The sequence below is a fragment of the Alphaproteobacteria bacterium genome (genome assembly GCA_017308135.1).
Lineage (GTDB): Bacteria > Pseudomonadota > Alphaproteobacteria > CACIAM-22H2 > CACIAM-22H2 > Tagaea.
Map to the genome: position 1 here is coordinate 323938 of JAFKFM010000011.1, position 13065 is coordinate 337002.

Sequence of the window (13065 nt, forward strand, 5' to 3'; positions counted from 1 at the left end):
GCAATGGCGGCGAAGAAGCACAAGATCGCGGTGATCGCGGGCGACGGGATCGGCACCGAAGTGATCCCCGAAGGCCTGCGCGTGCTGGATGCCGCGGCCGCGCGTTACGGGATCGAGCTTTCCTACACGCATTTCGATTGGAGCTGCGAGGTTTACGCCAAGACCGGCAAGATGATGCCGGATGACGGCCTGGACCAATTGCGCCCGTTCGATGCGGTGTTCCTCGGCGCCGTCGGATTTCCCGGCGTGCCCGATCACGTGTCGCTGTGGGGCCTGCTGATCCCGATCCGGCGCGGCTTCAATCTCTACGCCAATGTCCGCCCGATCCGCTTGCTGGCCGGCACGCAAAGCCCGCTGGTGGGGCGTGACGCGAAGGACATCGATTTCGTCGTGGTGCGCGAAAACACCGAAGGCGAGTATTCGGAAATCGGCGGCCGTTCGGGCAAGGGCACGGCCGACGAAATCTGCATCCAGGAAGCGGTGTTCACGCGCAAGGGCGTCGATCGCATCCTGAAATACGCCTTCGATATGGCGGCCAAGCGCCGCAAACACGTGACCTCGGCGACGAAATCCAACGGTATCGTGCATACGATGCCGTTCTGGGACGAGCGCTTCGCCGAAATGGGCAAGCGCTATCCGGACGTGAAGACCGACCAGTATCATATCGACATTCTGACTTCGCATTTCGTGCGCCACCCCGATTGGTTCGACGTGGTCGTCGCATCGAACCTGTTCGGCGATATCCTCTCCGATCTCGGCCCCGCCATCGCTTCGGGGATCGGCGTGGCGCCATCGGCGAATATCAATCCGGAGCGCGAATTCCCCTCGCTGTTCGAGCCGGTGCATGGTTCCGCGCCCGATATCGCGGGCAAGGGCATCGCCAATCCGGTCGGCACGATCTGGTCGGCGGCGATGATGCTTGATCATCTCGGGCATTCGGATGCTGCGCGCGCGATCGAAACGGCGATCGACGAAGCCTTGGGCGGCGGTTGCCGCACGCCCGACCTGGGCGGCAAGGCGACGACGGTCGATCTGGGCAAGGCGATCGCGGGGGCGGTGAAGTGACTTCGACGCCGCCGCGCATGGATTACTATTTCGACGAGCTGACGCTCGGTCAGCGCTTTGAAAGTGCGGGCTATCGCTTCACCGAAGCGGCGATCATCGACTTCGCCTTCCAATTCGATCCGCAGCCCTTCCATATCGATATCGACGCGGCCAAGGAGTCGCATTTCGGCGGCTTGATCGCGTCGGGCTTCCACACGCTGAACGTCGCGTTCCGCATGCTTTATCAGACCGGCTTCCTGCGCGGCGCTTCGTTGGGCGGACCGGGCATGGACGAATTGCGCTGGACGAAGCCGGTGCGGCCCGGCGACACGATCCGGGCGGTCGCCGAAGTGATCGAGCTGCGGCCGTCGCAATCGAAGCCCGATCGCGGTGTGGCGAAGTTCCGCTTGGCGGCCCTCGACCAAGCGAACGAGGAAGTGATGACCGCGATCATGATGGTGATCATGAAGCGGGTGCGCGCATGAGCTTCAAACTGCGCGATGCCGCGCCGGGCGACGAGGCGACGATCGTCGCGCTGATCGAAGCGCTCGCGGAATACGAGAAGATGCGCGACCGTTGCGTGGCGACGCCCGAAGCGATGCGCGACGCGTTGTTCGGCGCCGAACCTTCCTGCGAATGCGTGCTGGCCGAACTCGATACCGGCCGCGTTGCGGGTTTCGCGCTGTTCCACAAAACCTTCTCCACCTTTCTGGCGAAGCCGGGTTTGTGGCTCGAAGATCTGTTCGTCTATCCCGACCTGCGGGGCTTGGGCATTGGCAAGGCGCTGATCGCGCATGGCGCGAAACTCTGCGCCGCGCGCGGCTACGGCCGCTACGAATGGTCGGTGCTGGATTGGAACGCGCCGTCGATCGCCTTCTACGAATCGCTCGGCGCGCGGCGTAAGGACGGCTGGTTCACGATGCGATTGGACGGCGAGAAGCTCGCCGCCCTCGCGCGCAAAGCCTAAGCCGCACGCACCTCGCGCAGGAAGCGATCGACTTGATCGCGCAGCCGCGCCGATTCGTGGCCGAGCTGCCCGGCGGATTCCAGCATCTCGTTCGCCGATGTGCCGGTCTGGCGCGCGGCATCGGTCACCGTCACGATATTCGACGAGACTTCCGCCGTGCCCGCCGAGGCCTGCTGCACGTTGCGCGCGATCTCGGCGGTCGACGCGGATTGTTCCTCCACCGCCGCGGCGATCGAGCCCGCGATCTGGTCGATGCGCTGGATCGTGTCGCCGATCGAGCGGATCGCCGCGACAGCACCGCCGGTCGCGGTCTGGATCGCGGTGATCTGGCCGCCGATCTCCTCGGTCGCCTTCGCGGTTTGGGTCGCGAGGTTTTTGACCTCCGACGCGACGACCGCGAAACCCTTGCCCGCTTCGCCCGCGCGCGCCGCCTCGATCGTGGCGTTGAGCGCCAGAAGATTGGTCTGGCTCGCGATCTCGCTGATCAGGCGCACGACTTCGCCGATCTTGCCGGCCGCCACGCTCAAGGCTTCGACCTGATGATCGGTCGCCTTGGCTTGATTGACCGCGTCGCGCGCGATGGTCGCGGATTCCGAGACCTGGCGCGAGATTTCGCCGATCGAGGCGGAGAGTTCTTCGGCCGCCGAGGCGACGGTCTGGATATTGACGGCCGCCTGTTCGGAGGCGGCGGCGACGGCCGAGGATTGGCGCGTCGTTTCCTCGGCCGAGCCGCCGAGCTGCTTGGCGGTGCTTTCGAGTTGGGCCGCCGCACTCGCCACGATCTCGACCGCACCCTTCACGTTGGTCTCGAAATCGTCGGCGAGCGTCACCTGCTTCGTCACCACGCTCCAGCTCAGCATCGGGCCGATATAGGCGCCCGCACGGTCGTACATCGCCGATGCGCGCAGATCGAGCGTCTCGGTGCCGAGCTTGATCTTGGCGCGATGGGGCAAATTGGCGGGGTTCGACAACATGCCGCGCTGATGCGACGGATCGCGGTGGAAATGGTCGATCGACGTGCCGACGATATCCTCCGCCTTCATGCGGATCAGCGATTCGAACGGCCGCAGGGAATCGATCGTCGCCTTGTTGGCGTAGTTCACTTTGTACTCGTTCTTGGGATCGGCGGTCATGATGGCGAGCGGCATGCCCTCGACCATCTGCTTCAAGCGGAACGCTTCGCCCACCGCGACGCAAAGCTTGGCCATCGCCGCTTGCAGCGATCCGATCTCGTCCTTGCGGCCGTCGGCGGCGATGGCGACGGTGTCGTCGCCGTCGGCCAAGCGCTTGGCGGCGTCGACGAGACGGGCGAGCGGGCCTTTGAGGCTCGCGGCGAAGCCCCAAGCGATCAGCAAAGCGAGCAATGCCGCACCCGCGCCGATGATCGCCATCATGCGCTGGCGCGCGACGAGTTCGGCGTCGGCGGCGGCGAGGGCTGTGCTCTCCTCGGATTCGGCGCGCTCGGTCAGCTTGCCGGCGATCTCGGTCATCTTGTCGCCGTCGGCGCCGATGGCGGCACGGCGTTCCCAGAGCGCTTTGACGTCGGCGCGATAGCGCGCGTAATCGTCGCGATATTTCTCGACCGCGCGGACTGAATCGGCGAGTGCGGCCGGCGCGCCGGGCATGGCGCGGGCGTTTCCGAGCGATGTCAGCGCGTCGGCGAAGGCGCGATTCGCGCCGTCGATATCCGCATCGGCGCGGCTGGCGCGAAAGCGCATCGCGCGCACGCGGCCCAGCATGTAATGCTCGGCGGCGAGATTGAGCTGGACGGCCATGTCGGCCAAACCTTGCCGCGCGACGGCGTCGCGCTGGTTTTGGATCGCCGTGCGATTGGGCGGCCCGGTCCGGTCGAGTTCGGCGAGCGTCGCGCGAATTCGCGCATCGGAATCGCGCAAATCCTTCCAGCCGGCGACGGCGTATCTGTCGTAGAGCTTCGCCAGCTCGGCGGCGGCGGCGCGCTTCTCGGCGTCTAGATCCCGCTCCAGCACGTCCTTCAACTCGCTGCGCGAGAATGCGACCGTCTTATCGACTTCCGCGGCGGGCGCGTCGCCGGGCATTTGCAGCCAGACGTTCAGCGCGCTGCTGAGTTGGGTGAGGCTGAGATCGAGCCCGCGGACATGGCTGGCGATATCCGCGAATTCCGCCGCGCGATCCGACGATGCCTTCGTGTCGATCAGCGATCGCACCGCGTAGGCCGCGGTGCCGCCCAGCAGGATCGCAACCAAGCCGAATGCCGCGAAGAGCTGGCCGATTAGCGAGAAGCGGCCGAAAGGTGAAAGCGCGCGCATTTTGGGGGGCTCCTGCGTTTTGCGTCGGCTTCATGCCGATTTAAGAATGCGCTCCGAAACTGCGCGCGTCGAATTAATGCTGCGTAAAACCAGGAGTAACGATTCGATGGTCAGTCCGAAAATATTGTATGCGTTGCAGCGCAACAACTTGGCCTAGATATGAAATTGCGTCGCATCAGCGGGATAAAGCACCATTCGGGCTCGCTAATTTGTACTCGATACGGTGTATCGCCGATTTCTACACTCATTCGAGGGTAGATTTTCGAGCCTCGCCGCGCGTGCGAATCCGAGTTACCGATTCTTATCTCTGCGCAAGATCTCGGGCCGTCCCAGTTCAAAAATTGAAAATCGGTGAAACGATGCAGAGTGCAACTCGTATATTGTTTCTTCCCAAGTTGCGCATTTTGTCGGGCGAGCTTACCGGCCCCGACGAGCCGCGCGCTTTGTTGCAGGCGGCGATCCTCGTGCCGCTTGCGCCGATCTCGTGCCGGTTCGCCGTCGCGGGCAACGAAGTCACGCTCGACGCCGATCATGCGCTGCTCGTCAATCCGATGACGGAACATGCGCGCCTCGACGCAGGTCCCCGTAGCGCCATGCTCGTGGCGCTGTTGGGACCCGATTGGGTCGCGCCGCATATTTCGGGCAAACGCGGCGTTCAAGCCTCGCGCCCCTTCCCCGCGACGCTGGTGCCGCAAACGCCGTCGTTCCGCCAGCGCCTGGACGCGCTGTTGGCGCAGCTGCGCGATCCGGCGGCGACGGATATGGACCTGACCGCCGCGGCCGAGACCTATGCGCAGGAAGCGCTCGATATCTATGCGGGGCCGGTCGAAACGTCGGGCCCGGCCTTCGATTATCGCATCCGGCGCGCGATCCAGACGATCGGCCTCGACCCCGCCAAGCCGCCCTCGGTCGACGATCTGATCACCGCGTCCGATCTGTCGCGTTCGCGCTTTTTCCAGCTGTTCCGCGAATGCACCGGCCTGACGCCGCAAATGTATATCGACGCGCATGCGATCGAATCGGCGCTGGATGCGTTGACGCGCGGCGGCCGTCCGGTCGCGCGAATCGCGCGCGAAGCGGGGCTCGGCTCGCCCGAGCGTTTCGCGCGCTACGTGAAACGCATGACCGGCTTGGGCCCGCGTGAATTCCGCCGCGCGGCGTTGCGCTTGGATGGGGCGCCCCCCGAAGCGCCGCGCTTCGATCACACGGCGCCCGCGCCGATCAGCCCGGCCTGATATCCATCGCACCGCCCGGCCGCAAATGCGGCAGCAAGCGGGGCCAGTCGTCATGCGCCACCGCGACGCAGCCGGCGGTCGGCGTCCAATCGGGACGCGCGACATGCAGGAAAATCGCCGAGCCCAAGCCCGGAACGGGCGGCGCGTCGTTCCAGCCCAGCGGCACGATCCAGTCATAGACGGTGTCGTCGCGCCATAGACGCTCCGGGTGTTCGACGGGGGCCGAACGGCGCAGCGTGTTGTAGGCGGGCGAGGCGGGATCGTCGTCCCACCACATATCGGGCTCGATCGCCTGGAACGGCAGCGGCGAAACGGCCGTCACGCGATCGGCGCGGAAAAACGCGAAGCGCAGCAAATGCCGCCCGGCCGGCGTGGCGCCGTCGCCTTCGCGCTTCGCATCGGCCGCGACGATGCCACCGCGCCCGACGACGCAGCGAAGATCGAGATCGGAGACGCGCAAGCGCCCGTTGCGAACCAGGAGATCGGTCATCCGACGATATTGTACCCGGCGTCGACGTAATGCACACCGCCGGTCATGCCCGCGGCCGCGTCGGTCGCGAGGAACGCGGCAAGCGCGCCGATTTCCGCGATCGTCACCAGGCGCCGTCCGGGGCTGCGTTCCTTGGCGCGCTCGACCAATTCGTCGAAGCGATCGATGCCCGACGCGGCGCGCGTCAGCAGCGGCCCCGGGGAAATCGCATGCGCACGAATGTTCTTCGGCCCCAGCTCCGCCGCGATGGCGCGCACGCTTGCCTCCAATGCGGCTTTGACCGGGCCCATCAAATTGTAATTCTCGACCGCTTTCTCCGCGCCGTAGAAGCTGACCGTCATCAGCGTGCCGCCATCGCGCATCAGCGGCTCGGCCAGTTTGGCCATGCGGATGAAGGAATGGCACGACACGTCCATCGCCTGCAGGAATCCGTCGCGCGAGGAATCGGTCACGCGCGCGTGCAGATCCGCGCGCGGCGCGAAGGCGATGGAGTGCAGCAGAATGTCGAGCTTGCCCCAGCGTTCGGTCACGGCGGCGAAGCAGCGTTCCAACGCGCCTTGCTCGCGCACGTCGAGCGGGATCAGAAAATCCGCATCGAGCTTTTCCGTCACCGCGCGGACATGCTTCTCCGCCTTCTCGTTCAAATAGGTGACGGCGAGTTCGGCGCCCGCTTCGCGCAGCGCGGCGGCGCAGCCGGCGGCGATGGATTGGCCGTTGGCGATGCCGACGATCAAAGCCTTCTTGCCGGCGAGAGGGGCGGGGATGGTCATGCCGTCACGATAGCGTCGGAATATGACGCTTCCCAAGCGCCTCGACGCGACGTTCGGCCGCATCGGTGAAATCCGGTTGCGCGAAGCGGACTCGTTCTATAGAACCTGCGGCGGGCCAGAACCTCCCAACGGGTTCCGGACCTTCTGTAAGGAAGGGATTTTAAAATGACGAAGCCTGCCACGCGCCCGAATTGCGCGAATTTTTCCTCCGGCCCTTGCGCCAAGCGCCCCGGCTGGAATCTCCAAGCCCTCGAAAACGCGGCCCTCGGCCGTTCGCATCGCTCGAAACTCGGCAAAGCCAAGCTTGCCGACGTGATCGAACGCACGCGCAAAATCCTCGGCATCCCCGCGGATTATCGCATCGGCATCGTCGCCGCGTCGGATACGGGGGCGGTCGAAATGGCGCTGTGGTCGCTGCTGGGTCAGCGCGGCGTCGACATGCTGACGTGGGAATCCTTCGGGGCCGGTTGGGTCACCGATGTGGTCAAGCAGCTCAAGCTCAAAGATACGCGCAAGCTCGAAGCCGATTACGGCGCGCTGCCCGATCTGAAATCCGTGAACTTCGACAACGACGTCGTTTTCACCTGGAACGGCACCACCGCCGGCGTGCGCGTGCCGAACGGCGACTGGATCCCGGCCGACCGCAAGGGCCTGACGATCTGCGACGCGACCTCGGCCGCCTTCGCGATGAAGCTGCCCTGGGACAAGCTCGATGTGACGACGTGGTCCTGGCAGAAGGTGCTGGGCGGCGAAGGTCAGCACGGCATGCTGGTGTTGAGCCCCCGCGCCGTCGAACGCCTGACGACCTACACGCCCGCCTGGCCGCTGCCGAAGATCTTCCGCCTGACGCAGGGCGGCAAGCTGATCGAAGGCGTGTTCAAGGGCGAAACGATCAACACGCCCTCGATGCTCGCGGTCGAAGACGCGCTCGACGGTTTGATCTGGGCCGAAAAGATCGGCGGGCTCGACGCGCTGGTCGCGCGGTCGGAAAAGAACCTCGCCGCGATCGAAGCCTGGGCCGCGAAGACGCCGTGGGTCGGCTTCCTCGCCGCCGACAAGGCGATCCGCTCCTGCACCTCGGTCTGCTTGGTCATCAAGGACCCGGCGGTGACGGCGCTGGATGCCGACGCGAAGGCCGCCTTCTCGAAGAAGATGGTCGCGATGCTGGAGGCCGAAAAGGTCGCCTACGACATCGACGCCTATCGCGATGCGCCCCCGGGCCTTCGCATTTGGGCCGGCGCCACGGTGGAAACCGCCGATCTTGAAGCGCTGTTCGGTTGGCTCGACTGGGCCTTCGCCGAAGCCAAAGCATCGCTTTCCAAAGCGGCCTGATCCTTTCCCGTTTTCTTGAAACGGCGCGGCAAACCGCGCCCGGAGCGTAACCATGCCCAAGGTTCTTATTTCCGACGCTTTGTCCCCGCGCGCGGTCGAAATCTTCAAAGAGCGCGGCATCGACGTCGATCTCAAAGTCGGGCTGAAGCCGGACGAGCTCAAAGCCATCATCGGCGAATATGACGGCCTCGCGATCCGCTCGGCGACGAAGGTCAACAAGGACATCCTCGCCGCCGCGACGCATTTGAAGGTTATCGGCCGTGCGGGCATCGGCGTCGACAACGTGGACGTGCCCGCCGCCACGACGCGCGGCATCGTCGTGATGAACACGCCCTTCGGCAATTCGATCACGACCGCCGAACACGCGATCGCGCTGATGATGGCGCTCGCCCGCCAGTTGCCCGCCGCCGACAAATCGACCCAGGCCGGCAAGTGGGAAAAGAACCGCTTCATGGGCGTGGAAATCACCGGCAAGACGCTGGGCCTGATCGGCTGCGGCAATATCGGTTCGATCGTCGCCGAGCGCGCCTTGGGCTTGAAGATGAAAGTCGTCGCGTTCGACCCGTTCCTGACGGCGGAGCGCGCGAAGAATCTCGGCGTCGAGAAAGTCGAACTCGACCAACTGCTGGCGCGCGCAGATTTCATCACGTTGCACACGCCGCTGACCGAGCAGACGAAGAACATCCTCGACGCCAAGGCGTTGGCGAAGACCAAGAAGGGTGTGCGCATCGTCAACTGCGCGCGCGGCGGCCTGATCGTCGAGGACGATTTGAAGGCGGCGTTGGATTCGGGCCATGTCGCGGGTGCGGCGCTGGACGTGTTCATGGTCGAGCCCGCGAAGGAACATGCGCTGTTCGGCCGCGACGACGTTGTCTGCACGCCGCATCTCGGCGCTTCGACCAGCGAAGCGCAGGAGAATGTGGCGCTGCAGGTCGCCGAGCAGATGTCGGATTTCCTGCTGACGGGGGCGGTCACCAACGCCGTCAACATGCCGTCGGTTTCGGCCGAAGACGCGCCGAAGCTCCAGCCTTATATGAAGCTCGCGACCGATCTCGGCCGCTATCTCGGTCAGTTGCAGGACGAGAACGTCAAGGCGATCTCGATCGAATACGAAGGCTCGGTCGCCAATCTCAACACCAAGCCGCTCACGGCTTGCGTGCTCGCCGGCTTCCTCGGCGTGAAGATGGAAAGCGTCAACTCGGTCTCGGCCCCGGCCGTCGCGCGCGAGCATGGTATTGGCGTGACCGATATGCGCCACGACCGCACGTCCGATTATCCCACGCTGATCCGCGTGACGGTGGAATCGGAAGGGCAGAAGCGCATCATCGCGGGCTCGCTGTTCGGCCAGGCGAAGGCGCGCATCGTGCAGATCGCCGAAGTGCCGATCGAAGCCGAGTTCGCGCCGCATATGCTCTACGTGCGCAACCAGGACAAGCCGGGCTTCATCGGCGCCATCGGCCGCTTGTTCGGCGATGCGGGCATCAACATCGCGTCGTTCCATCTCGGCCGCACCTCGGCGGGTGCGGACGCGATCTGCCTGATCGCGGTCGACCAGCCGCCGTCGGAAACGGTGCTCACGAAAATCCGCGCACTGCCCCAAGTGCTGCGCGTACGCGCGCTGGCGTTCTAATCGAACGTCTATCGCGATGAAGAATGAAGGCGGGCGCCGAAAGGCGCCCGCCTTTATGTTTTTTTGAGCTGGTGCGCGAGCAAGACGTAAGCGGCGATCACGAACGCGACTTGGATCGCCATCGCTTCGCGCGTTGGGTTGCCCGCGAGCGTCGCGAGCCAAGCGGGTACATCCGCGTCGATACTCGGCAGTAAGCCGAGCGTTTGGAATTCGCCGACCGACGCGGCGATCAAGCGCAGCGCCACGGCGAAGAGCGCGAGCGCCACGAAGATTCGTGCCGCATCTCGGGCGCGATGGCGTGCCAATCGCGTCGCGGCCGCGAGCATCAGCGCCGCCCCGCCCGCTGCGGCGAGGGCAGGGGCGAGGGTGCCGAACTCGCTTGCCGTGTTGTGGACCGCCTCGACCATTTTCGCTCAGATATGCAATTAAGACTTATTCGCAATATAAGATGATCTGAGCGAAATGAAAGGGTGGCTTGCCGGAGTCGGGCCTCGGCCTGTCGCGGTGGGCGCGGAACGGCGGACGTCGTGGGCCGAACCCATTCGCGGGCGGTGCGACGATTCTGCATAACTATATGAATTGGCGTCGAAATCAGGTGAGCGGCGGCACGATACGGGACTGCCTTTCGCCAGGCCTTGGCCCGGCCCGCGAAACCCGCTACACACCCCCGGAAAAGCCGGTCGGCCAAAAGGTCGGGCGCGTTTTTCGCCCGTCCGCCAGAAACGCCACCGCGTGGTTCCATTCCCACGCCCCGACATCGGCTCACGCTCCCATGAACGAACTGACGACCCGCGCCCTTCTGCCTGCCGGTCTGCGCGACGCGCTGCCGGCCGAGGCCGAACAGGAAGCCGAAATCGTCTGGCGCATCGCGCAGGTCTTCGCGTCCTACGGCTATCGCCGCGTCAAACCGCCGATGGTCGAGTTCGAGGATTCGCTGCTCGCCGGCAGCCAAGCGGCGCTGGCGCGCCAGACCTTCCGCCTGATGGATCCGGATTCGCAGCGCATGATGGCCTTGCGCGCCGACATGACGCCGCAGGTCGCGCGCATTGCGGCGACGCGCCTGAAAGGCGAAGCGCGGCCCTTGCGCCTTTGCTATGCGGGCCAAGTCATGCGCGTGAAGGGCGACGCGTTGCGCCCCGAGCGCCAATTCGGCCAAGTGGGTGCGGAGCTGATCGGCGCATCGGAAGCGCAAGCCGATAGCGAGATCGTGACGATGGCGGCCGATGCGCTGGGCCAAGTCGGTGCGGCGAATATCTCGATCGACCTCGCCATCCCCTATCTCGTCTCGGCCGTGCTCGCCGCCCATCCCGATCCGGGGCCGGTGGCGAAGGAAGCGATCCGCGTGGCGCTGGAAAAGCGCGACGGCGAAACGCTGGCGCGCGTCGGCCGCGAAGCGGGTGCGGTGCTCGCCAAGCTCGTCGCCGCATCGGGCCCGGTCGAGAAGGCGCTGCCCGCGTTGAAGGCGCTGGATTTGCCCGCGGACGCCAAGCGCGAAATCGCGCGTCTGGAACAGGCCGTCGGCTTGATCCGCGCTTCGCGCCCCGATCTGGCGCTGACGGTCGATGCGGTCGAACGGCGCGGCTTCGAATATCAGCAGGGATTGAGCTTCACCGTATTCGCGCGCGGCGTGCGCGGCGAATTGGGGCGCGGCGGGCGCTATCTCGCCGGCGAGGATTTGATGGAAGGGGCGGGCGAAACCGCGACGGGCGTCACGCTGTTCACCGATACGGTGCTGCGCGCCTTGCCGTTTCCGCCGCCGCGCAAATGCGTGTTCGTGCCGGCCGATGCGCCCGCGGGCACGGAATCCGAATTGCGTCGCCAAGGCGAAATCGCGCTGCGCGGCTTCGCCGCCGGGGCGGATCCGAAATCTCTGGGCTGCACGCATGTCTGGCGTGCGGGCGCCGTCGTCAAGATCGAAGGGTAAGCAACATGACCAACGTCACCGTCGTCGGATCGCAATGGGGCGACGAAGGCAAAGGCAAGATCGTCGATTGGCTGTCGGAACGCGCCGAAATCGTCGTGCGCTTCCAGGGCGGCCATAACGCGGGCCACACGCTGGTCATCGACGGCGTGACTTATAAGTTGTCGCTGCTGCCGTCGAGCGTCGTGCGCAAGGGCAAGATCGGCGTGGTCGGCAACGGCGTGGTCGTCGATCCTTGGCATCTGCTGAAGGAGATCGCGGCGATCCGCGAAAAGGGCGTGGATGTCGGCCCGCATAATCTGCGCGTGGCGGAAAACGCCGCGTTGATTCTGCCGCTGCATGGCGAGATCGATCGCCTGCGCGAAGAAGCGCGCGGCAGCGCCAAGATCGGCACCACCGGGCGCGGCATCGGCCCGGCTTACGAGGACAAGGTCGCGCGCCGCGCGATTCGCCTGTGCGATCTATTCGACGGGCCCACGCTCGATGCGAAGCTCGAAGAGCTGTGCCGCCATCACGACGCGCTGCGCAAAGGCTTGGGCTTCGCGCCGGTCGATCGGCCGACCTTGCGCAAGCAATTGCTGGAACTCGCACCCCAGCTCGCACCCTATGCCGATCCGGTGTGGCCGTTCCTGGGCGATTCCAGCAAGGCGGGCAAGCGCATCCTGTTCGAAGGCGCGCAAGGCGCGTTGCTCGACGTCGATCACGGCACCTATCCGTTCGTCACCTCGTCGAATACGGTGGCCGCGCAAGCCGCGACCGGTTCCGGCTTGGGCCCGCACGAAGTCGGCTACGTGCTCGGCATCACCAAGGCCTACACGACGCGCGTGGGCTCCGGCCCGTTCCCGACGGAACTGACCGATTCGATCGGCCGGCATCTCGGCGAGCGCGGGCATGAATTCGGTACCGTCACCGGGCGCGCGCGCCGCTGCGGCTGGTTCGATGCGGTGCTGGTGCGCCAGACCGTGCGCACCGGCGGCATTCGCGGCATCGCGCTCACCAAGCTCGACGTGCTCGACGGGCTCGACGAGATCAAGGTCTGCGTCGCTTACGATATCGGCGGCAAGCGCTACGACCGGTTGCCCGCCGCCCAGCATCTGCAAGCGCAGGCGGCCCCGATCTACGAGACGCTGCCGGGCTGGAAGGAATCGACGCAAGGTGCGCGGTCCTGGGCCGATCTGCCGGCGGCGGCGGTCAAATACATCGTGCGGATCGAGGAATTGATCGGCGCGCGCGTCGCGTTGCTGTCCACCAGCCCCGAACGCAACGACACGATCCTGGTCGAGGACCCGTTTGCCGATTGATTTTGTTGACTAAATCGGTTCGTTAACCAGTTTTCGACAAACACGGCTTAAATTCGGGAGATCGATCCGGACAAACGCGGAGGGCGG

12 protein-coding genes are annotated in these 13065 nt (G+C 65.3%); 8 read left to right on the plus strand and 4 right to left on the minus strand.

The window, feature by feature from the left end:
* Positions 1-3: 3 nt before the first annotated feature.
* From J0H39_20900 to J0H39_20910, 3 genes are read left to right on the plus strand one after another with little or no spacing between them, the layout of a single operon-like run.
* Positions 4-1065 carry a tartrate dehydrogenase gene (locus J0H39_20900; GenBank protein ID MBN9499221.1) on the plus strand — a complete coding sequence of 354 codons (1062 nt, stop codon included), beginning with the start codon at positions 4-6 and terminating at the stop codon, positions 1063-1065.
* A 17-nt stretch (positions 1066-1082) separates the two neighbouring features.
* A complete protein-coding gene (locus tag J0H39_20905) occupies positions 1083-1529 on the plus strand; it encodes a MaoC family dehydratase (protein MBN9499222.1) in 447 nt (148 codons plus the stop codon).
* A complete protein-coding gene (locus J0H39_20910) occupies positions 1526-2011 on the plus strand; it encodes a GNAT family N-acetyltransferase (GenBank protein MBN9499223.1) in 486 nt (161 codons plus the stop codon). The genes J0H39_20905 and J0H39_20910 overlap by 4 nt, the downstream gene beginning before the upstream one ends.
* Here the strand turns inward: J0H39_20910 and J0H39_20915 are convergent.
* Positions 2008-4299: a HAMP domain-containing protein gene (locus tag J0H39_20915; GenBank protein ID MBN9499224.1), complete on the minus strand. Its 2292-nt coding sequence runs from the start codon at positions 4297-4299 to the stop codon at positions 2008-2010. The genes J0H39_20910 and J0H39_20915 overlap by 4 nt on opposite strands.
* 380 nt (positions 4300-4679) lie before the next feature.
* Here J0H39_20915 and J0H39_20920 point away from each other — a divergent pair, with 380 nt between their 5' ends.
* Complete coding sequence (locus J0H39_20920; protein ID MBN9499225.1) at positions 4680-5534, plus strand: helix-turn-helix transcriptional regulator; 855 nt, start codon at positions 4680-4682, stop codon at positions 5532-5534.
* Here the strand turns inward: J0H39_20920 and J0H39_20925 are convergent.
* A complete protein-coding gene (locus tag J0H39_20925; protein MBN9499226.1) occupies positions 5521-6024 on the minus strand; it encodes a L,D-transpeptidase family protein in 504 nt (167 codons plus the stop codon). The two genes, J0H39_20920 and J0H39_20925, sit on opposite strands and share 14 nt — an antisense overlap.
* Entirely contained in the window at positions 6021-6794 is a 774-nt protein-coding gene (fabI, locus tag J0H39_20930; GenBank protein MBN9499227.1) for an enoyl-ACP reductase FabI, read from the minus strand. Before fabI ends, J0H39_20925 begins: the two co-directional genes overlap by 4 nt.
* A 165-nt stretch (positions 6795-6959) precedes the next feature.
* Here fabI and J0H39_20935 point away from each other — a divergent pair, with 165 nt between their 5' ends.
* Together J0H39_20935 and J0H39_20940 are read left to right on the plus strand one after the other, a co-directional pair.
* Complete coding sequence (locus tag J0H39_20935; protein MBN9499228.1) at positions 6960-8126, plus strand: phosphoserine transaminase; 1167 nt, start codon at positions 6960-6962, stop codon at positions 8124-8126.
* A 52-nt stretch (positions 8127-8178) separates the two neighbouring features.
* Entirely contained in the window at positions 8179-9756 is a 1578-nt protein-coding gene (locus J0H39_20940) for a phosphoglycerate dehydrogenase (protein MBN9499229.1), read from the plus strand.
* 53 nt (positions 9757-9809) lie between these two features.
* Here the strand turns inward: J0H39_20940 and J0H39_20945 are convergent, their stop codons facing one another.
* Positions 9810-10163 carry a hypothetical protein gene (locus J0H39_20945; GenBank protein MBN9499230.1) on the minus strand — a complete coding sequence of 118 codons (354 nt, stop codon included), beginning with the start codon at positions 10161-10163 and terminating at the stop codon, positions 9810-9812.
* 365 nt (positions 10164-10528) lie between these two features.
* Between J0H39_20945 and J0H39_20950 the strand changes: the two genes are divergently transcribed.
* Positions 10529-11680, plus strand: coding sequence for an ATP phosphoribosyltransferase regulatory subunit (locus J0H39_20950; protein MBN9499231.1), 1152 nt, complete (start codon positions 10529-10531; stop codon positions 11678-11680).
* Between the two features lie 5 nt (positions 11681-11685).
* Positions 11686-12978, plus strand: a complete 1293-nt coding sequence (locus tag J0H39_20955; protein MBN9499232.1) for an adenylosuccinate synthase — start codon at positions 11686-11688, stop codon at positions 12976-12978.
* The last annotated feature ends 87 nt before the right edge of the window (positions 12979-13065 follow it).

Bases quoted from the DNA above. Each gene is read 5' to 3' on its own strand.
- J0H39_20900 (MBN9499221.1), top strand. From the start codon at position 4: ATGGCGGCGAAGAAGCACAAGATCGCGGTGATCGCGGGCGACGGGATC.
- J0H39_20905 (MBN9499222.1), top strand. From the start codon at position 1,083: ATGGATTACTATTTCGACGAGCTGACGCTCGGTCAGCGCTTTGAAAGT.
- J0H39_20910 (MBN9499223.1), top strand. From the start codon at position 1,526: ATGAGCTTCAAACTGCGCGATGCCGCGCCGGGCGACGAGGCGACGATC.
- J0H39_20915 (MBN9499224.1), bottom strand. From the start codon at position 4,299: ATGCGCGCGCTTTCACCTTTCGGCCGCTTCTCGCTAATCGGCCAGCTC.
- J0H39_20925 (MBN9499226.1), bottom strand. From the start codon at position 6,024: ATGACCGATCTCCTGGTTCGCAACGGGCGCTTGCGCGTCTCCGATCTC.
- fabI (MBN9499227.1), bottom strand. From the start codon at position 6,794: ATGACCATCCCCGCCCCTCTCGCCGGCAAGAAGGCTTTGATCGTCGGC.
- J0H39_20935 (MBN9499228.1), top strand. From the start codon at position 6,960: ATGACGAAGCCTGCCACGCGCCCGAATTGCGCGAATTTTTCCTCCGGC.
- J0H39_20940 (MBN9499229.1), top strand. From the start codon at position 8,179: ATGCCCAAGGTTCTTATTTCCGACGCTTTGTCCCCGCGCGCGGTCGAA.
- J0H39_20945 (MBN9499230.1), bottom strand. From the start codon at position 10,163: ATGGTCGAGGCGGTCCACAACACGGCAAGCGAGTTCGGCACCCTCGCC.
- J0H39_20950 (MBN9499231.1), top strand. From the start codon at position 10,529: ATGAACGAACTGACGACCCGCGCCCTTCTGCCTGCCGGTCTGCGCGAC.
- J0H39_20955 (MBN9499232.1), top strand. From the start codon at position 11,686: ATGACCAACGTCACCGTCGTCGGATCGCAATGGGGCGACGAAGGCAAA.